Origin of the sequence: Erythrobacter sp. (genome assembly GCF_011765465.1) — a bacterium.
Classification (GTDB): domain Bacteria; phylum Pseudomonadota; class Alphaproteobacteria; order Sphingomonadales; family Sphingomonadaceae; genus Erythrobacter.
The window spans coordinates 44166-61499 of record NZ_CP050265.1; the positions used below are offsets into that span (position 1 = coordinate 44166).

General features: G+C 67.4%; 15 protein-coding genes. 6 read left to right on the forward strand and 9 right to left on the reverse strand.

Going from position 1 to position 17334, the window contains the following annotated elements; genetic code table 11:
• The first annotated feature begins 52 nt into the window (after positions 1-52).
• The 4 genes from G9473_RS00235 (at position 53) to G9473_RS00250 (ending at position 2447) form a co-directional block, all read left to right on the forward strand.
• Positions 53-616, forward strand: coding sequence for a hypothetical protein (locus tag G9473_RS00235; protein WP_291134843.1), 564 nt, complete (start codon positions 53-55; stop codon positions 614-616).
• A gap of 154 nt (positions 617-770) precedes the next feature.
• Complete coding sequence (locus G9473_RS00240) at positions 771-1229, forward strand: DNA starvation/stationary phase protection protein (protein ID WP_291134844.1); 459 nt, start codon at positions 771-773, stop codon at positions 1227-1229.
• Between the two features lie 91 nt (positions 1230-1320).
• Positions 1321-1944 carry a 6-phosphogluconolactonase gene (locus G9473_RS00245; protein ID WP_291134846.1) on the forward strand — a complete coding sequence of 208 codons (624 nt, stop codon included), beginning with the start codon at positions 1321-1323 and terminating at the stop codon, positions 1942-1944.
• Positions 1932-2447, forward strand: coding sequence for an NUDIX domain-containing protein (locus G9473_RS00250; protein WP_291134848.1), 516 nt, complete (start codon positions 1932-1934; stop codon positions 2445-2447). Before G9473_RS00245 ends, G9473_RS00250 begins: the two co-directional genes overlap by 13 nt.
• On the opposite strand, the gene dinB is transcribed toward G9473_RS00250, so the two are convergent.
• Positions 2444-3655: a DNA polymerase IV gene (dinB, locus tag G9473_RS00255; protein WP_291134850.1), complete on the reverse strand. Its 1212-nt coding sequence runs from the start codon at positions 3653-3655 to the stop codon at positions 2444-2446. The genes G9473_RS00250 and dinB overlap by 4 nt on opposite strands.
• A 71-nt stretch (positions 3656-3726) precedes the next feature.
• On the opposite strand from dinB, the gene G9473_RS00260 reads away from it, so the two are divergent.
• Positions 3727-4986, forward strand: a complete 1260-nt coding sequence (locus tag G9473_RS00260) for a multidrug effflux MFS transporter (protein ID WP_291134852.1) — start codon at positions 3727-3729, stop codon at positions 4984-4986.
• Between the two features lie 139 nt (positions 4987-5125).
• On the opposite strand, the gene G9473_RS00265 is transcribed toward G9473_RS00260, so the two are convergent.
• The 7 genes from G9473_RS00265 to crtY all read right to left on the reverse strand — a co-directional run bounded on the left by G9473_RS00265 (position 5126) and on the right by crtY (position 13643).
• Positions 5126-6679 (reverse strand): acyl-CoA carboxylase subunit beta, encoded by a 1554-nt coding sequence (locus tag G9473_RS00265; protein WP_291134854.1) that lies wholly within the window; start codon positions 6677-6679, stop codon positions 5126-5128.
• A 115-nt stretch (positions 6680-6794) separates the two neighbouring features.
• Entirely contained in the window at positions 6795-8726 is a 1932-nt protein-coding gene (locus tag G9473_RS00270; protein WP_291134856.1) for an acetyl/propionyl/methylcrotonyl-CoA carboxylase subunit alpha, read from the reverse strand.
• Positions 8723-9217, reverse strand: coding sequence for a hypothetical protein (locus G9473_RS00275; protein WP_291134858.1), 495 nt, complete (start codon positions 9215-9217; stop codon positions 8723-8725). The genes G9473_RS00270 and G9473_RS00275 overlap by 4 nt, the downstream gene beginning before the upstream one ends.
• Positions 9218-9249: 32 nt before the next feature.
• Positions 9250-10218 carry a phytoene/squalene synthase family protein gene (locus tag G9473_RS00280; protein WP_291134860.1) on the reverse strand — a complete coding sequence of 323 codons (969 nt, stop codon included), beginning with the start codon at positions 10216-10218 and terminating at the stop codon, positions 9250-9252.
• 16 nt (positions 10219-10234) lie between these two features.
• A complete protein-coding gene (locus tag G9473_RS00285; RefSeq protein WP_291134862.1) occupies positions 10235-10816 on the reverse strand; it encodes a TIGR00730 family Rossman fold protein in 582 nt (193 codons plus the stop codon).
• Positions 10817-10833: 17 nt separating this feature from the next.
• Entirely contained in the window at positions 10834-12345 is a 1512-nt protein-coding gene (locus G9473_RS00290; protein ID WP_291138554.1) for a phytoene desaturase, read from the reverse strand.
• 56 nt (positions 12346-12401) lie between these two features.
• Positions 12402-13643, reverse strand: coding sequence for a lycopene beta-cyclase CrtY (gene crtY, locus G9473_RS00295; RefSeq protein ID WP_291134864.1), 1242 nt, complete (start codon positions 13641-13643; stop codon positions 12402-12404).
• Between the two features lie 307 nt (positions 13644-13950).
• On the opposite strand from crtY, the gene G9473_RS00300 reads away from it, so the two are divergent.
• Complete coding sequence (locus tag G9473_RS00300) at positions 13951-15009, forward strand: MipA/OmpV family protein (RefSeq protein WP_291134866.1); 1059 nt, start codon at positions 13951-13953, stop codon at positions 15007-15009.
• 220 nt (positions 15010-15229) lie between these two features.
• Here the strand turns inward: G9473_RS00300 and G9473_RS00305 are convergent, their stop codons facing one another.
• Positions 15230-17293, reverse strand: coding sequence for a S9 family peptidase (locus G9473_RS00305; RefSeq protein WP_291134868.1), 2064 nt, complete (start codon positions 17291-17293; stop codon positions 15230-15232).
• Positions 17294-17334 lie beyond the last annotated feature (41 nt).

The following is a 17334-nucleotide window of genomic DNA, read 5'->3' on the forward strand; positions in this document are numbered from 1 at the left end:
GCAGGGACGCAGGCCGTTTCGCTCGCGCGCGGGGGTGGTAAGGATGGGGGGCATGGACAGTTTCCTCTTCACCCTGCTGCTGGTCTTCGCCATCGCATTGGGCGGGCGCGACCAGTTGCTCGTGGCGGAGCTGTCCGATGCGCTGGGAAAATCGGGCGCGCTGCTCGCGCTCGGCCTTGCGTGTTCGCTGGCGAGCGCGGCTTTCATGGCGTGGGCGGGCGCGGGCCTTGCCGGCATCCTGCCGCAGCGCGCCGCCGAAATGCTGGTCGCCTTCGCGCTCGCCATCGCGGCCTTCGAACTCGCTTGGCCCGCGCGGGTGAAGCGCCCGGCCGAGCCGACCCGCTCGCTTGGCGCGATCGGGATTGTCCTGCTCGCCCGGCAGGTTGGGGACGCGGCGCGCTTCGCCGTGTTCGCGCTGGCGGCCGAGGCGGTCTACCCGGTCGTGACGGTGATCGGCGGGGCGATCGGGGGCGGGGCGGCGGTCGCGCTCGGCTGGTTCGCCGGAGCGCGCGACCTCGCCCGCGTTCCGCTGCGCGCGCTGCGGCTGGCGCTGGCGGTCTTGCTGTTCGTTGCGGCGCTCTTCATCGGATTGAACGCGCGTTACGCGGTTTGGTGATCGACTTAGCCGATCATTGCAACCTGTCTTTTCGGGGAAACGATCTGCGCCTTCGCCCGTTGATCCCATGAAACATAATGATGCAAGTCTTTGCAATTCATTCGCAATCACGGATGCGCATCTGAACCTAGGACGCAGAAAAGGAGAAAAGCCCATGGCCGACCAATCGAATTCGAAAGCCGCCCTCATCGCCGAGTTGAACGGGCTGCTTGCCGATCACTTCGCCCTGTTCACCAAGACCAAGAACTTCCACTGGCACGTCAAGGGTCCGCGCTTTCGCGACCTGCACCTGCTGTTCGACGAGCAGGCGATCGAGATCCGCGACCAGATCGACGACATCGGCGAACGCGTGCGCAAGCAGGGCGGCGACACGCTGACCTCGATCGGTTCGATCGCCAAGCACACCGCGATCAAGGACCAGGACGCGACGACGCTTTCGGCGGAGGACATGGTCGCAGAACTGCGCGACGACAACACCAAGGTCATCGACCGGCTCAAAAAGCTGAAGGGCCTGTGCGAGGAAACCGGCGACAACGCGACCGATGGCCTCGTCGACGACTGGACCGACATGGCGGAGGAGCGCGTGTGGTTCCTCAACTCGATCCTCGGCTGATCGGATCCGGCCACACCATGCGAGGGGGCCGCTGCGGCTTTGCCGGCAGCGGCCCCTTTTTCATGTCCGCACTGGCTGGTAGGGGGCACACGTGATCGAATTCCTGCCCGATGCGGATACAGCCGCGATTGCCGATTTCATCGAACGCGCGCTCGGCGAAGCGCTCGCGGCGGGGGAAGGCGAGGTTGCGATCAGCGTGCCGGGCGGCTCGACCCCGTTCCCGGTGTTCGAGACGCTGGTGCAGCGTGACCTCGACTGGAGCCGCATCGCTGTCTGGCCGGGCGACGACCGCATCGTGCCCGAGGATCACCCGGCCTCGAACACGGGCCGCATCCGCGCTCTCTTCGAGCCGGTCGGCGCGCGCGTCGTCGCGCTTGCCGAGGACGCGATACCTCCGCATTTCGCGCTGACATGGCTCGGCATGGGCGCGGACGGGCACATCGCCTCGCTTTTCCCGAACACCGATCCCGACTCGCACGACCCCCGGCACGTGCGGCGGTTGACTCCCGACCCGCTGCCGCCCGAAGCGCCGTTCGACCGGATCACGCTGACCATCCCCGCCCTGCTTCGCACCGGGCGGCTGATGTTCGTCATCCGGGGCGAGGACAAGCGCGCCGTGTTCGAAGCGGCGGCGCGCGGGGAAAGCGACCTTCCCGTCGCCCGCCTGCTTGCGCGCGCCGCGCAAGAGGCCATTCCGGTTCAATGCTTCACCTGATCGCGAAGGCGGTCGAACGCCTCCTTCCACCCGCGCTCCATCGCGCCCTGTTGCCGCTCGCCTTTCACGTGCGCCACCGCTGGCGGCTCTGGCGCGGGACGCGGCTCGCGGGCTGCGCGGTCGTGATCGAGAACGGTGCGGGTGAAATCCTGCTGCTGCGCCATTCCTACGGCCCGCGCGGCTGGATGCTGCCCGGCGGCGGCATCGACAGGGGCGAGGAGCCCGAGGCCGCCGCGCGCCGCGAGATCGCGGAGGAACTGGGCATCGAGCTCTCCCGGCTCGAACTCGTCGCGGTGATCGAGGAGGTCGTCTCGGGCTCGCCCCACAGCGCGCATCTCTTCGCCGCCACCAGCACGGCGCGGCCCAGGCCCGACCGGCGCGAGGTGATCGAGGCGCGCTTCTTCCCGGCCGATTCGCTGCCCGAACCGCTGGGGCCCGTCACCGCAGCGCGGATCGCGGCGTGGAAGGCGCAGGGGCGGGCGCGCGGCACAGGGCGCGGCTAGAGCAGCGAGAGCTGCGCCTCGTCGCGGCGCGGCTCCTGCGCCTTGCCGCGGTCGAGATTGGAGAGGGTCAGCCCCATCAGCCGGATCGGCATGGGCAATGGCAGCGCCTCTTCGAGCAGGTCGCGCGAAAGCTGCGCGAAGCGGGCCTTGTCCTCGACCCAATCCCCGGGACGAGAGGGAATCGATTTCGCCCGCGTGACAATGCGGAAATCGATGTATTTGAGCTTGAGCGTCACCGTCCGCCCGCGCGTCTCGGCCCGCTCGATCCGCTCCCACACGATGTCGATGATGTCCTCGAGCGTGTCGCGCAGCGCGTCCGCACCGCCGATGTCCTGCGAGAAGGTGCGCTCTCCGCCGACCGACTTGCGGATGCGGTGCGGGCGCACGGGGCGCAGGTCGATGCCCCGCGCGGCGCGGAAGAGATATTCGGCGAAGGAGCCGAAATGTTCCCGCAGGAAGGCGATGTCCTTGCCCGCGAGGTCCGCGCCGGTTTCGATGCCGAGGCGCTTCATCTTTTCCTCGGCCTTGGGTCCAACCCCGTGGAAGCGCCTTATCGGGAGTCCCGCGACGAAGGCCGCCCCTTCGCCCGGGCGGATGACGCACAACCCGTCGGGCTTGTTCTGGTCGCTGGCGAGCTTGGCGAGGAATTTGTTGTAGGAGACCCCCGCGCTCGCCGTGAGCTGCGTCTTGGCGCGGATTTCCTGGCGGATCAGTTCGGCGATGCGGGTCGCGCTGCCGATGCCGAGGCGGTCCTCGGTCACGTCGAGAAAAGCCTCGTCGAGGCTCAGGGGCTCGACCAGCGGGGTATGGTGCTCGAACACGGCGCGGATCTGGCGGCTCGCCTCGCGGTAGGCGTCGAAGCGGCTCTTGACGAAAATGAGATCGGGGCACAGCCGCTTCGCCGTGACCGATGGCATGGCGCTTCTTACCCCGAACGCCCGCGCCTCGTAGCTCGCGGCGGCGACCACCCCGCGCCCGCTCGCGCCCCCTACCGCGACCGGCTTGCCGCGAAGCTCGGGATTGTCGCGCTGTTCGACGCTGGCGAAGAAGGCGTCCATGTCGACATGGATGATCTTGCGCAGCCCGTCCGCTTCTTCGGGCAGGGCGTCATCGTCGAGGGCGGGCGGGTCGGGCGGCACGCGCGCGACGATAGGCTGCTCGCCATGCGGGGAAAAGTTTTCTCCTGCTACCCATTGGAACTTTTCCATGCGATTGCGATTTTGTGCATATGCGAAAAGAAGAGTGGTCAAGCGGCGAGCCTGCGGGCATGGGGCCGGGCATGGCGACGACTGCCCAACCCTCTGCTGCGCCCGCGCGCCTGGGCGAACGCGAGCTGATCTGGCTGATGGCGCTGCTGATGGCGCTGCAGGCTTTCGGCATCGATGCGATCCTGCCCGCGCTCGACGAGCTTGCGCTCGACCTCGGTGTGCCGGGGAACGAGCGGCAATTCGTGATCGGGGTCTACCTGCTGACTGCGGGCATCGGCGCGCTGGCTCCGGGCGCGCTGGCCGACCGGTTCGGGCGGCGCCCCGTGCTGCTCGTGTCGATCGGCATATACATCGCCCTCAGCCTCGCCAGCGCGCTCGCCCCCACGTTCGACGCGCTGATCGCGATTCGCGCGGCGCAGGGCTTTTTCGCGGCGGGGATCATCGCCCTGCCGCCCGCGATCATCCGCGACCGTGTGGGTGGGGACAAGATGGCCCGCATGATGAGCCTCATCTTCGTCATCTTCCTGATGGTCCCGGCGGTCGCGCCGAGCATCGGGGAGCTGATCCTGCTGGTCGCCGACTGGCGCGCGGTGTTCGGCGCGATGGCGCTTTTGGGCGCGGCGGTCGGCGGCTGGGTTTGGTTCCGCCTGCCCGAAACGCTCGCGCCCGAGAACCGCCAGCCGATCGAGGTCGTCCCGATCGCCCGCAACATGGCCCGCGCGCTGAGCCTGCCGAGCGTGATCGGCTATGTCTTCGGCTCCTCGCTGGTGTTCGGCGCGCTGTTCGGCTTCATCAATTCCTCGCAGCAGCTGATTACCGAGACCTTCGGTGCGGGCGATCTGTTTCCCGTCGTGTTCGGCGTGTGCGCCGGTTCGATGGCGCTGGCGAGCTGGTCCAATTCGCGGATCGTCGAACGTTTCGGCGCGCGGCGGGTCAGCCACACCGCGCTGTTCGCCTTCATCGCGGTCGCCTCGGTGCAGGTCTTCTTCGCCTTCCAGCCGGATGAAAGCCTGTGGCAATTCGTCCCGCTGATGGCGATCAACATGGCACTGCTCGGCTTTATCGGGAGCAATTTCGGCTCGATCGCGATGAACCCCTTTTTCGCCATCGCCGGGGCGGCGAGTTCGGTCCACGCCTTCGTGCGGATGACGACCGCGGCAGTGCTGGGCGCGGGAATCGGCTATGCTTATGACGGGACCGCGCAGCCGCTCGCGCTGTCGCTGCTGGCGGCGGGGCTGACCTGCCTCGCGCTGGTGCTGTTCAGCGAGAAGGGCAAGCTGTTCGGCCCGCCCGAGCCCGCGATGGGCTTCGGCGCTGAGCCTGCGTCCTGATCTGCGCACCCGCATCCGCGGGTGCGATTTCCTCGCTCTTGCGACCTGAAGGCCGCATCGCTGCGGGCGTCCTTGCAGGTGTGCTGTGCACGTCTGCGCCTTTGGCTTCGACTCCGGACTTGCGGCCCTTCGTTCCGGTCTAGCGTTCGCTTTCGAGCCTGCGCCAGGCGAGCCCCGCGAATTCGCACAGCAGGGGCCGGGTGTCGCGCGGGTCGATGATGTCCTCGACGTTGAAGCGTTCGGCGCTGCGGAAGGGGCTGGTGACTTTCGCCAGCCTTTCCCTGATCGCTTCGAGTTCGGCTTCGGGGTCTTCGGCGGCTTCGAGTTCGGCCTTGTAGGCGACCTCGAGCCCGCCCGCGATCGGCAGGCTCCCCCAGTCGCCGCTCGGCCAGCAGAAGCGGTACTGATACCTCTCCGCATTGCTCATCGCGCTGCCCGCGATGCCGTAGGCGCGGCGCATGACGACGCTCGCAAGCGGGACGCTGGCCTTGTAGATCGCGTTCATCGCCTGCACGCCGTAGCGGATGGTCCCGGCCATCTCCGCCTCGCGCCCGATCATGAAGCCGGGATTGTCGACGAGGTGGACGATGGGCAGGCGGAACTGGTCGGCAAGCTTCACGAAGCGTTCGACCTTTTCGGATGTCTTCGCCTCCCACGACCCGCCGAGATAGCTCGGATCGCTCGCCACCACTGCGACCGGCCAGCCGTCGAGCCGCGCGAGCGCGGTGATCGCGGCGCGGCCCCAGCCCCGCCCGATCTCGAACACCGTGCCTTTGTCGAGGATCATCTCGAGCGCGCGGCGCATCGAATAGACCTGTTTCGGATCGTGCGGGACGAGGGAAAGCAGCGCTTCCTCGCGCCGGTCTGTGGGGTCCGAGCATTCCGCGCGGCGGGCGAGCTGGCCGACGTGTTCGGGCATGAAGGAGAGGAAATGCCGCGCCCGGGCGAAGGCTTCGGCCTCGGATCCCACCTCGTCGTCGACCACACCGTTGCGGGTGTGGATCGCGCTGCCGCCCAATGCTTCCTTGGCGTCCTCGTGGCTGGCCGAGCCGTCCTTGTACGCCTCGCCCATCGCCTCGACCACGGCTGGGCCGGCGGCGAAGATTTGCGACAGGCCCTTCACCATGATCGAGTAATGCGAGGCGACGGTCCGCGCCGCGCCGAGGCCTGCGGTCGGACCGAGCGCGAGCGCGACGACCGGCACGGTGTCGAGGTTGGTCACCACATCGCCCCAGCCGGGCACGGCGGGGATATAGGTCGCGCCGATCTGCTCCAGCGTCTTGACGCTGCCGCCGCCGCCGGTCCCGTCGATCATGCGGATGATCGGCAGGCGAAGCTCGTGCGCCATCTGTTCGGCCTGCACCATCTTGCGCGCGATGCCTGCGTCCGCCGCGCCGCCGCGAATGGTGAAGTCGTCTGCGGTGGCGACCACGGGCCTTCCGTTGATGAGAGCCTTGCCGAAGAGGAAGGGGGCGGGGGTGACGCTCTCAAGATCGCCGTTTTCGTCGTAGTGCCCGCGCCCCGCGATCTTGCCGATCTCGCGGAAGGAGCCTTCGTCGACGAGCGCCGCGAGCCGCGCGCGGGCGTCCATCTTGCCGCGAGAGTGCTGCCGCGCGACCTTGTCCGGCCCGCCCATTTCCTCCGCCAACGCCTCGCGGCGCTTGAGTTCCTCGAGTTCCTTCGCCCAAGTCATGAGTCTGTTTTTCTGCACGCCATCCGGCGTGCGAAATCCTCGCGCCTTGCGGCGCTGCGGGCGGGCGGTCGCCCTTGCGGTTGCTGCGCAACCGATTGGGATGCGCAGGCCATTGTCATTCCCCCGCAGGCTCCACCACGCACAGCACCGCCTCGACCTGCACCTGCCCGCCTTCGCTGGCCTCGAGGGCGGTCACGGTCCCGTCGAAGGGCGCGGTGAGGGCGTGCTCCATCTTCATCGCCTCGAGCACCATGAGCCGCTGGCCTGCGGTGACGGCCTGACCCTCTGCGACATCGACCGCGATGACCTTGCCCGGCATGGGAGCGATAATCGCGCCATCGGCGGCGGAGGCTTGGCCGGTGCCGTCGTGGCGCGCCGCGCTGAACAGCCCCGACCAGCCGTCGTTGTTGCTGACGAATATCCCATCGGCCTTCGCCCGGGCAATCGGCACATCCCATATGGATTGCGTGCTGACGTCCACCTCGACCACCTCATTACCGTGCCTAACACGGACTGACAGCGGCTTGGGCTCGGCATTCAAGCGGAAGCCCACCATCCGGGGGCGCCACGTATCGTCAAGGTCGAGCGAATCCTCTGCCTGTTTTCCATTCGCCATTGCAGCGATCAGCAGGCCCGCAGCTTCGAGCGCATCGTCGGGTGCCGCAGTCGGCGGGATCAGTTCGGCGAGATTGCGTTCAATGAACCCTGTGTCGAGCTTCGCAGCCTTGAAGTCCTCGGCGAGGACGAGGTTGCGAAGCAAGCCCGCGTTCCATTTCACCGGGTAGCAATGCGAACGGCCAAGCTGTGTCGCCAGCGTCTCAATGGCTTCGAGGCGGGTCGGGCGGTGGCAGATCATTTTGGCGATCATGGGGTCGTAGAAGGGCGAGACTTCCGTGCCTTCCTCGACGCCCGTATCGACGCGCAGGTTGCCGTCCCGCCGATTGCGCTGGGCCAGATAGAAGTCCTCCAACCGCCCCGTACTCGGCAGAAACCCCTTCGCCGGGTCTTCCGCATAGAGCCGCGCCTCGACCGCGTGACCGTTGATGGAGAGGTCGTCCTGCTTCAGCGGGATCGGCTCCCCGCTTGCCACGCGCAGCTGCCATTCGACCAGATCGACCCCGGTGATCTCCTCGGTGACGGGGTGTTCGACCTGAAGGCGGGTGTTCATCTCCATGAAGAAGATGCGGTCGGCGCGTAGGCCTTCGCTGGCATCGGCGATGAATTCGATTGTGCCAGCGCCTTCGTAATCGACCGCCTTGGCGGCGCGCACGGCGGCGGCGCAGATTTCCTCGCGGGTCGCCTCGTCCATGCCGGGGGCGGGGGCTTCCTCGATCACCTTCTGGTGGCGGCGCTGCAGCGAGCAGTCGCGTTCGAACAGGTGGACGACGTTGCCGTGCGAGTCGCCGAACACCTGCACCTCGATATGGCGGGGCGAGGTGATCCACTTTTCCAAAAGCACTTCGTCATTGCCGAAGCTCGCGCGCGCCTCGCGGCGGCAGGATTCGAGTGCGGCTGCGAAATCGCCGGGGGCATCGACCTTGCGCATCCCCTTGCCGCCGCCGCCCGCGACCGCCTTGATGAGCACGGGGTAGCCGATGGCTTCCGCTTCCTTGGCGAGCCGCTCGACCGACTGGTCCTCGCCCTCGTAGCCCGGCGTCACCGGGACGCCCGCCTCGCGCATCAGCTTTTTCGCGGCGTCCTTCAGCCCCATCGCCTCGATGCTGGAAGGCTTCGGCCCGACCCAGATGAGCCCGGCGTCGATCACGGCCTGCGCGAAGGCAGCGTTCTCCGACAGGAAGCCGTACCCCGGATGCACCGCCTCAGCGCCCGTTTCCTTGGCCGCCGCGATGATTTTCTCGCCGACGAGGTAGCTTTCGGCGGCGGGCGAGGGGCCGATATGCACCGCCTCGTCAGCAGAGCGCACGTGCAGAGCCTTCGCATCGGCGTCGGAATAGACCGCGACCGTCGCCACGCCCATGGCGCGCGCGGTGCGGATGATGCGACAGGCGATCTCGCCGCGATTGGCGATGAGGAGCTTTGCGATCATGCGCCCAGCCCCGGCGCGCCGATCTCGGCACATTTGCCGGGCGGCTCCATCGTGAAGCTGGTGTTGCCGACCATCCACTTGCCGTCGCGCTTCACGAGGCTCAGCGAATTGATCCCGCAATGGCTGATCTCGCCCTCGACGCGGAAGGCATAGGGCCCCCAGATCTGCGCCATGTCGCCTTCGACGAGGACCAGTTCCATCGCCATCTCCTCGGACACGCGGCGGGTCGATTTCGCCCACCGCGCGAGGTGATCGGCGGCCGGGATGATCGTGACTTTGGGGGTCGCCGGGTCCATCCGGTCATGCACGAAGATCGTCGCTTCGGGGATCAGGTGATCGGCGAGCGCGGCCTTGTCCTCGCTCCCGATGGCCTGCATGAAGGCTTGCGCGGCGAGGATGGCCTCGGCCTCCTCAGGCGGCTGGTTCTGGGCGGCGAGCGGCGCGGCGGCAAGGCCGAGCAGCGCGGCGGCGAAAATGGGGGTTCCTCTCATGCCGCCAGCGCTACGCCAGCGGCCTCACCGCTTCAAGCCGGATCGGGCCGGAAATCCTTGATGCCCCAGGTGATCGGACCGTCGGGATGCTTCTCGCGGTTGATCGCCGCCGACAGGAATGCGCGCGCGCCGTAGAGCGCCTTTTCCCAGCGCGGCACGTAGGTGCGCGAGTTCCACGCGTCGGTCCCGCGCTTGGCGACCTTGCGCCCGATCGCGCCGTAGATGCGCGCGGCGGACAGGACGGCCCAGCGGCTGCGGAAGGGCAGGCGTTCAGCCCCGATGCGCGCGGCGGCCTCGTGCTTCTCGACCAGCGCGACGAGGCGCGCGGCCATGGCGGCGAGTTCGCGGCGGTGGTGCGGCTTCGTATGCTGGCCCGGCTCGATGTCCTGTTCGACCAGCCATTCGATCGGCAGGTAACACCGCCCCGCCGCGTCGTCCTCGACGATGTCGCGCGCGATGTTCGACAGCTGGAAAGCAAGGCCGAGATCGTTCGCCCGGTCGAGCGTGTCGCTGTCCGCAGGGTCCACCCCCATGACCACCGCCATCATCACGCCCACCGCGCCCGCGACGTGGTAGCAATAGCGCATCATGTCGGCCTCGGTCCGGGGGCGCCAGTCCTCCGCATCGAGCTGGAATCCGGCGATCACATCCTCGGCCATGGCGGGAGTGAGGCCGCATTCCTTCGCCACCACGCCGAGCGCATCGAAGGCGGGATCGCCGGTCGGCTGGCCGGCGAAGGCGCGCGCGGTCAGTTTGCGGATATGGGCAAGGCGGGTGGCGAGATCGGACTGGTCGCCCAGCTCGCCGCCCATCACCTGATTGTCCGCGATGTCGTCGCAGCGGCGGCACCAGGCATAGAGCAGCCATGCGCGCTCGCGCGTCGGCTTGTCGAACAGGCGGGCGGCGGCGGAAAAGCTCTGCGAGCCATGCTTGATCGCAAGGCGCGCGTGTTCGACGAGCGCCTCGCGGCGGGTCGGTTCGAAGGATGGCTCCACCCCCATCGCGCGCCGTGTCCCCTTACAGGTCCTCGGCCTTCATGCGGAAGATCGGGGTGTGAGGCTCATAAGCTTCCATCTTGTCGAGCAGGTCGGGCAGCCGCGTCGCATGGATCAGGATGTTCTGGTGCGCGGGCCTTACGAAGCCGACTTTCGCCATATGCGCGTTGAAGGCGATGAGATCGTCGTAGAAGCCGTAGGCGTTGAGAAGGCCCACCGGGTCCGAGTGGTAGCCCAATTGCGCCCAGCTCATCGCTTCCCACAATTCGTCCATCGTGCCGACCCCGCCCGGCAGGGTGACGAAGCCGTCGGACAGGTCGGTGAACTTCTGCTTGCGCTCGTGCATACCGCCGACCGCGATCAGTTCGTCGCAGTCGTGGTTGGCGACCTCGGCGCGCACGAGGCTTTCGGGGATGATCCCGATGACCTCGCCGCCTGCCGCCTTCGCGCCTTTCGCCACCGCGCCCATCAGGCCGAGGCGGCCGCCGCCATAGACGACCCCGATCCCGCGCTGGGCAAGAGCGGCGCCGACATCCTCGGCGAGTTCGATATAGCGCGGATCGGCGGGCGAGGCGGAGCCGCAATAGACGGCGAGGCGCCGCATGGGCCGTTTCATTCCATTCATGCGGTCGCTTTAGCGGCCAAATCCTCCAGCACAATGCCCGCCGTCGCCTTGGCGCTGCCGACCACGCCGGGGATGCCTGCGCCCGGATGCGTGCCTGCGCCGACGAGGTAGAAATTCTCGATCACGTCGTCGCGATTGTGGCCGCGCAGGTAGGCGCTCTGCCACAGGACCGGCTCGAGGCTGAATGCGCTGCCCATGTGGGCCGACAGGTCCTGCGCGAAATCTTTGGGCGCGTAGCTGAACTTGGTCACGATCCGGCTGTGGATGTCGGGGATCAGGCGGCGTTCGAGCTCGTCGAGGATCATCTTCTCGAGCCTCGGGCCGACCTCGTCCCAGTCGACCGGCATCTTGCCCATGTGCGCGACGGGCACGAGCGCGTAGAAGGTGCTCATGCCTTCAGGCGCCATCGACGGATCGGTGACGGTCGGGTGGTGAAGGTAGATCGCGAAATCTTCCGGCAGCACGCCGTTCGAATAGATGTCGTCGAGCAGGCCCTTGTAGCGGTTGGCGAACAGGATCATGTGGTGCGCGATGCCCGGCCACGTGCCCTCGAGCCCGAAATGGACCACGAAGAGGCTCGGGGAATAGCTCTTGCGACCGAGCGACTTCGCCATTTTCTGACCCCTCTGCGAGCCCGATAGCAGGTCCTTGTAGGAATGCATGATGTCGGCATTGGAAGCGACCGCGTCGAAGCGCTCCTTCCAGCCCGACTTCGTCTCGACCTCCGTGGCGCGCGTGCCGAGCGTGTGGACCTGCACCACCGGGTCGCCGACGCGCATCGTGCCGCCGAGCCGTTCGAAATGGCGCACCATCCCTGCGATCAGCCGGTTCGTGCCGCCGCGCGCCCACCACACGCCGCCGTCTTTTTCGAGCTTGTGGATGAGCGCATAGATGCTGCTCGTCTTCATCGGGTTGCCGCCGACCAGCAGCGTGTGGAACGAGAGCGCCTCGCGCAGCTTCTCGCTCTTCACATAGCTCGACACCATCGAATAGACGCTGCGCCATGCCTGTTCCTTGACCAGCGCGGGGGCGGCCTTGAGCATGGTCTTGAAATCGAGGAAGGGCTTGGTCCCGAGCTTGAGATAGCCTTCCTCGTAGACGCGTTCCGAATATTCGAGGAAGCGCTGGTAGCCCACGACATCGTCGGGTTCGAGCTTGGCGATCTCGGCGTTCAGCGCCTCTTCGTCATTCGAATAGTCGAAATTCGTCCCGTCGGGCCAGTTGAGGCGGTAGAAGGGCATGACCTTCATCAGCTCGACGTCTTCGGCGATGTCGTGGCCGGTGAGCTGCCAGAGTTCTTCAAGGCAGGGCGGGTCGGTGATGACGGTCGGCCCGGCATCGAAGGTGAAGCCGTCCTTTTCCCAGAAATAGGCGCGCCCGCCGGGCTTGTCGCGGGCCTCGATGACGGTGGTCGCAATGCCGTGCGATTGCAGGCGGATGGCGAGCGCCATGCCGCCGAAACCGGCCCCGATGACGCAGGCTTTCTTGCCTGCATAACGTTCGGCCATGGCGGGGTCGATCCCGGTCCCCGAGGGATTCGTGGGGGCGATCGGCGTTTCGGCGTTCATGCCGTTTTCTCCATTCTGAAAGGCTTCCCGCGCGAGACCATCGCGCGCATCGCACGGCCTATAGCTACGGGCGGCTTGCCGCTTAGGATGCGGAAACGATCGGGCCAGGTCGATTGCCCGGCATAGAAACGTTCCACGAGATCGCCCGACAGGCCGTAGAAATGCTCGAACACGTTGACCCGGCGTTCGGGATCGGCGGCTTCGAACAGCATCCGCGAGAGCATCCGGTAGAACCCCGTCTCGCGCCAGTGGCGCCGCGCGCGCTCTTCGCAGAAGAAGGCGAGATCCTCCGCGCTCGTCTCCGGACACTCGGCCAGCAGCGCCGCGATGTCGCGCGCATTGGCGGCGGCGAACGGCAGGGTGTAGCTGGTCAGCGGATGCGAGAAGCCGCCGCGCGAACCGGCCACCGCGACGCCCGGAATGCGCAGGTCTTCGATCACGCCATCGAAATCGCCGCCCGAGATGACCGGCAGGATGCCCGTCTCGCTGCCGATGACCTCGCCGCGCCAGCCCTTTTCGCGGGCATAGGCGCGGGTGCGCGCGGCGAGCTGTTCGCGGTCCATGCGCGGATGGTCGGCGTAATAGGTGTCCTCGACGAAGACCTCGTCTTCGGAAAGCGGCAGGACATAGACGAAGCGATAGGCCGCGCCGTTGCCGTGCGGGGCGAGCTGATCGACCGTCGCGTCCATGATGACGGGGCGGGTCAGCCCGTGGGGTTCGTGACAGCGGATGTGCTGGCCCAGGAACACCTGCCACCCGCCTGCGAGCTTGTCCGACGGCTTGAACGTGCGGCAGTCGACGACCCGCCGCGCGCCGATGCGGCTGCCGTCGACCAGCGTGACGCCGCCCGCGTCGAGTTCGGCGACCCGCTTGCCCAGCAGCACGCTTTCGCCCGGCAGGACATTGGCGAGGTGGCGGTGGAAATCCTCCGAGGCGAGCGAGCGGTAGGACGTGCCCAAGGTCCGGCCGTAGCCCGGAAAGGCGATGTCGTAGCCTTCGTCCCAGCTCTTGAGCGGGAATTCGCTGAGCAGCGCGGCGTTTTCGGGCGCGAGGTCGGTTTCGAACCAGCTCCAGCGGTGGTTCCCGCCGAGCGTCTTGCCCGCTTCTACGAGAAGGAAGCGCACACCGGGCGCCATGCGGGTGAGCGCGAGCGCCAGAAGGCCGCCCGCCAGCCCGCCGCCGACGATCACGAGATCGAGCCTGTCTATGTCGCCGGGGGAGGGAATCGTCTCGCTCATGCCGTCCCAGCCCTAGGGCACGGCGGCGAGGGGGGCAATGCGGAGCGGCGCGGGGCGCACCGGAGAAAGCGCGCGCAGGAACAGGGAGGCTCGCTGCGGATTGATTGCGGTAATTGCATGATCGGGCGGGTGGCTTTACGAATTCATGATATACCATTGCCAAGAAGTACGCCGCTTGAACAGGGTCTTGCGCAAGGGCGGGGCACGGGCGAAAGGCAGGTGCGAAAGGATCTGCCTGCCGCTTCGCCCGCGTTCCGCGCGCCCCACCTGTCCGCCGTTTTCCCATGTCTCCAGGAGCTGTATTGCCGTGACATCTTCTCGCCTTGCCGTCCTCCCGATCGCCACCGCTTGTGCGGTCGGGTTTGCCCTCGCCGCGCCCGCAACAGCCGCAACTGGTGCCGAAGCCGGGGCCGCGACGCTCGCCGCCGAGGAAGGCGGGCTCCGCCCGGCGCTGCTGGCTGCGGGTTCTGCCGGAGGGTTCGATCTTTCCGAGGACGGGGCCGAGGCAGGCGAGGCGCAGCCCGCACCGCAGCAGCAGGGCCAGCAGCAGGGGCCGGGTCAGGGCCCGATGCCTACGGGTATGCAGGGCATGAAGCCGGTCTTCGACAAGAACTGGGTGACGCTCGGCCTCGGTGTCGGGATGGTGCCGAGCTATGCAGGATCGGACGATTACATCGCCTTCCCGCTGCCGCTGATCGTCGGGCGGCTGGGCGGCGTGGGACTGTCGCCCAACGGGCCGGGCATTACGCTCAACCTGCTTTCGCAGCGCGCCGTGCCGGGCCAGCCGAGCGGGACAAGTTTCCAGTTCGGCCCGGCCTTCCGCATCCGCAACGATCGCCAGGCGCGCATTTCCGACGATGTTGTCGAGGCCGCGGGTAAGCTCGACATCGCGGCCGAGGTCGGTGCCAATGCCGGGGTGAACATCCCGCGCGTGTTCAACCGCTTCGATTCATTGACCGTCGGCGCGCAGGTGCGCTGGGACGTGCTCGGCGCGCACAGCGGGATGCTGGTCGAACCGAACGTCGCCTACACCACGCCGATCGGCCGGGCGACGGTGATCAACCTTCAGGCCGGGCTGCAATTCGTCGACGACGATTTCGCGGACTATTATTACACCGTCAGCCCCGAGCAGAGCGCCGCGAGCGGCCTGCCGCAGTTCCAGGCCGATGGCGGGCTCAACAGCGCCGGGCTGACCGCGATCGTCAATTACGACCTCAGCGGCAACAGCCTCGACGGCGGTTTCAGCATCTATGGCGTTGCCGGCTATTCGCGCCTGTTCGGCGACGGGGAGGATACGCCCTACACCTCGATCCGCGGCAGCGCGGACCAGTTCATCGGCGGGCTGGGCGTCGGTTACACGTTTTAGTTTGCCCTACCGGTTCAGCCTGCGGCTGTGCTTCGCAACCGCTGCTTGAGGGCGAATTTTAGTCCGCCCTACCGCTGCGCTGCTTGAGGGCGAATTTTAGTCCGCCCTACCGCTGCGCTGCTTGAGGGCGGGGCGGTCAGCTCCCCCACCTTGTCGCGAGGGCTGCCCGTCATCGGCGTCCAGGCGGCGGAGCGGCATCGGGCCGCTCCGCCGGTCGGCCTCATTCCTCAATGCTCGAGCCCGCCGCGCCCTCGGCCAGTTCGGGCCGCGGATCGGGCAGCGGGGCGCGCCGGTCGCCCGTCTTCAGGTAGGTGTCGAACCAGCGCATCATGCGAAGGTTGTAGTCATAGCGCGCCGCCGCGCCCTGGTTGCCGTGGCCTTCGCCCGGATAGAACACGAGCCGCGTGGGCACTTCGGGCTTCCTCACCTTGAGGCTGCGATAGAGCTCGAGGCTCTGGCCCGGATTGACCCGCGTATCTTCCTCGCCATGCATGATGAGGATCGGGGTGTTCGCCTTGTCGACGTGATAGACCGGCGAGACTTCGAGCATCCCCAGCCAGTCGTCCCACGGCCACGCGCGCGAATGGACGTTGTACATCTCGTAGGGAATGTCGCCCGTGCCGAATTTCGACACCTGGTTCGAGATGCCGACGAACATGACCGAGGCAGCGAATTCGTCGGAATAATAGGTCGCGCCCCAGCCGCTGGCATAGCCGCCGTATGACCCGCCGGTGATCCCGGTGCGGTCCGGATCGGCGATGCCTTCGGCGACCAGAGCGCGCTTGGCATCGACGATGTCGCGGAATTCGGGGTCGGTGTAATTGCCCTGGTGCTGCTTGGCGAAGGCCACGCCGTAGCCGGTCGAGCCGCGATAGTTCGGCAGGAACACGGCATAGCCCTGACCTGCGGCGACCTGTCCGGGCTTGGAATAGGCGGTCTGCCAGCCATTGCTCTCATGCGCTTCCGGCCCGCCGTGGATGTTCATGATCGTGGGCGCGCCGCCTTTCGGAGCACCGCCGACCGGCTCGATCAGCACGCCCTCGATGGTTTGACCGTCGGCGGCGGTGTAGGTGTAGGTGCGCTGCGTGCCGAAGTCGATTTCGGCAAGCCACGGATTGTGCGTCGTCCAGCGCTCGAATGCGCCGTTTTTCCAGACGAACAGCTCGCTCGGGTGGCGCGGGGAATCGGCGGCGACCGCGAGAGTGCCGCCCGCCGCCTCGAGCCGGGTGAGGATGAGCCCTTGCGGATCATATTCCTGCGCGACGCTGCCATCGGGATCGTAGAGCCTCAGGCGGGCCTGCGCGCCCACGTGGATCACCGCGGCGAGCCGCCCGCTGTCGAGCCATTCGGCATCGACCGCCGCCTCGGCCGCGCCCGCGTTGAGCGCGCGATATTCGCCGGTGGAGGCATCGACGAGGTGCAGCGTGGTGGCCGCCGGATCGTTCATGTCGACGCCCGCGATGAGCGAGAGTTGCGAGCCGTCCGGCGACCATTCGACGTCCCCGATCTTGCCCGGCGTTGCGACCACGGCGGTCATCGCGCCGGTCGCAAGGTCGATGATATTCACCCGCTTCTGGGTGTAGCTGTCGTCGACCAGCGGAGTGGGCGCGGTCTCGATCAGCGCGCGCTTGCCGTCCGGCGAGACGTCGAAGGCGCTGACGAAGCCGGGAAGGGGGATCTCGCGCGGGTCTTCGTCGAGCGTCTCGCCAAGCTGTGCGGCGAACATCCGCGCAGGGCGGAATTCCTCCTCGTAGACCTTGGCATCGAAGCCGCCCTTTCTCTGCGCGGTGCGCTGTTCGTCCTCGCCCGGCCCTGCGAGCATATAAATTGCAGAACCATCGGGCGCGATTTCGTAGGAGCGCACGCCCGTGCCCGGCACGGCGGCGAGTTTCTCGTAGGTTCCGCCCGCGACCGGCACGCCCCACACGGCGGTGTCCTCGCTGCCCTTGGCCCACAGGAAAGTGACCATCGAGCCGTCGGGGGTGAAGGCGACCTGTCCGGGGCTGATGTCGGCGGGAAGATAGGCGCGCGCATCGTCCGGGCCGGTCGCGATCTTGAGTTCGCCGCGATAACCCCCGTCGGCCTCGCCCTCGGTCACGTCGGGGCGCGAGCCGGTGGTGAAGGCGATGCTCTTGCCGTCGGGCGAGACGGCCATCGCGCCCAGCGCTTCGAGCTTGGCGACGTCCTCGGGAGTCATCGGACGGGCGTTCGCGGCGCTGGCGGCGAGCGAGGCCGAGGCGGCGAGGCCGGCTGCGAAAAGGGCGATACGGGTGGTGCGGGTCATGTAAGGGCGGCTCCTCTCTTGCCGTGTTCTCTTGCTGCGCC

Bases quoted from the DNA above. Each gene is read 5' to 3' on its own strand.
- crtY (WP_291134864.1), bottom strand. From the start codon at position 13,643: ATGAGCGAGACGATTCCCTCCCCCGGCGACATAGACAGGCTCGATCTC.
- G9473_RS00275 (WP_291134858.1), bottom strand. From the start codon at position 9,217: ATGAGAGGAACCCCCATTTTCGCCGCCGCGCTGCTCGGCCTTGCCGCC.
- G9473_RS00235 (WP_291134843.1), top strand. From the start codon at position 53: ATGGACAGTTTCCTCTTCACCCTGCTGCTGGTCTTCGCCATCGCATTG.
- G9473_RS00270 (WP_291134856.1), bottom strand. From the start codon at position 8,726: ATGATCGCAAAGCTCCTCATCGCCAATCGCGGCGAGATCGCCTGTCGC.
- dinB (WP_291134850.1), bottom strand. From the start codon at position 3,655: ATGGAAAAGTTCCAATGGGTAGCAGGAGAAAACTTTTCCCCGCATGGC.
- G9473_RS00290 (WP_291138554.1), bottom strand. From the start codon at position 12,345: ATGGCCGAACGTTATGCAGGCAAGAAAGCCTGCGTCATCGGGGCCGGT.
- G9473_RS00265 (WP_291134854.1), bottom strand. From the start codon at position 6,679: ATGACTTGGGCGAAGGAACTCGAGGAACTCAAGCGCCGCGAGGCGTTG.
- G9473_RS00280 (WP_291134860.1), bottom strand. From the start codon at position 10,218: ATGGGGGTGGAGCCATCCTTCGAACCGACCCGCCGCGAGGCGCTCGTC.
- G9473_RS00260 (WP_291134852.1), top strand. From the start codon at position 3,727: ATGGCGACGACTGCCCAACCCTCTGCTGCGCCCGCGCGCCTGGGCGAA.
- G9473_RS00285 (WP_291134862.1), bottom strand. From the start codon at position 10,816: ATGCGGCGCCTCGCCGTCTATTGCGGCTCCGCCTCGCCCGCCGATCCG.
- G9473_RS00250 (WP_291134848.1), top strand. From the start codon at position 1,932: ATGCTTCACCTGATCGCGAAGGCGGTCGAACGCCTCCTTCCACCCGCG.
- G9473_RS00240 (WP_291134844.1), top strand. From the start codon at position 771: ATGGCCGACCAATCGAATTCGAAAGCCGCCCTCATCGCCGAGTTGAAC.
- G9473_RS00305 (WP_291134868.1), bottom strand. From the start codon at position 17,293: ATGACCCGCACCACCCGTATCGCCCTTTTCGCAGCCGGCCTCGCCGCC.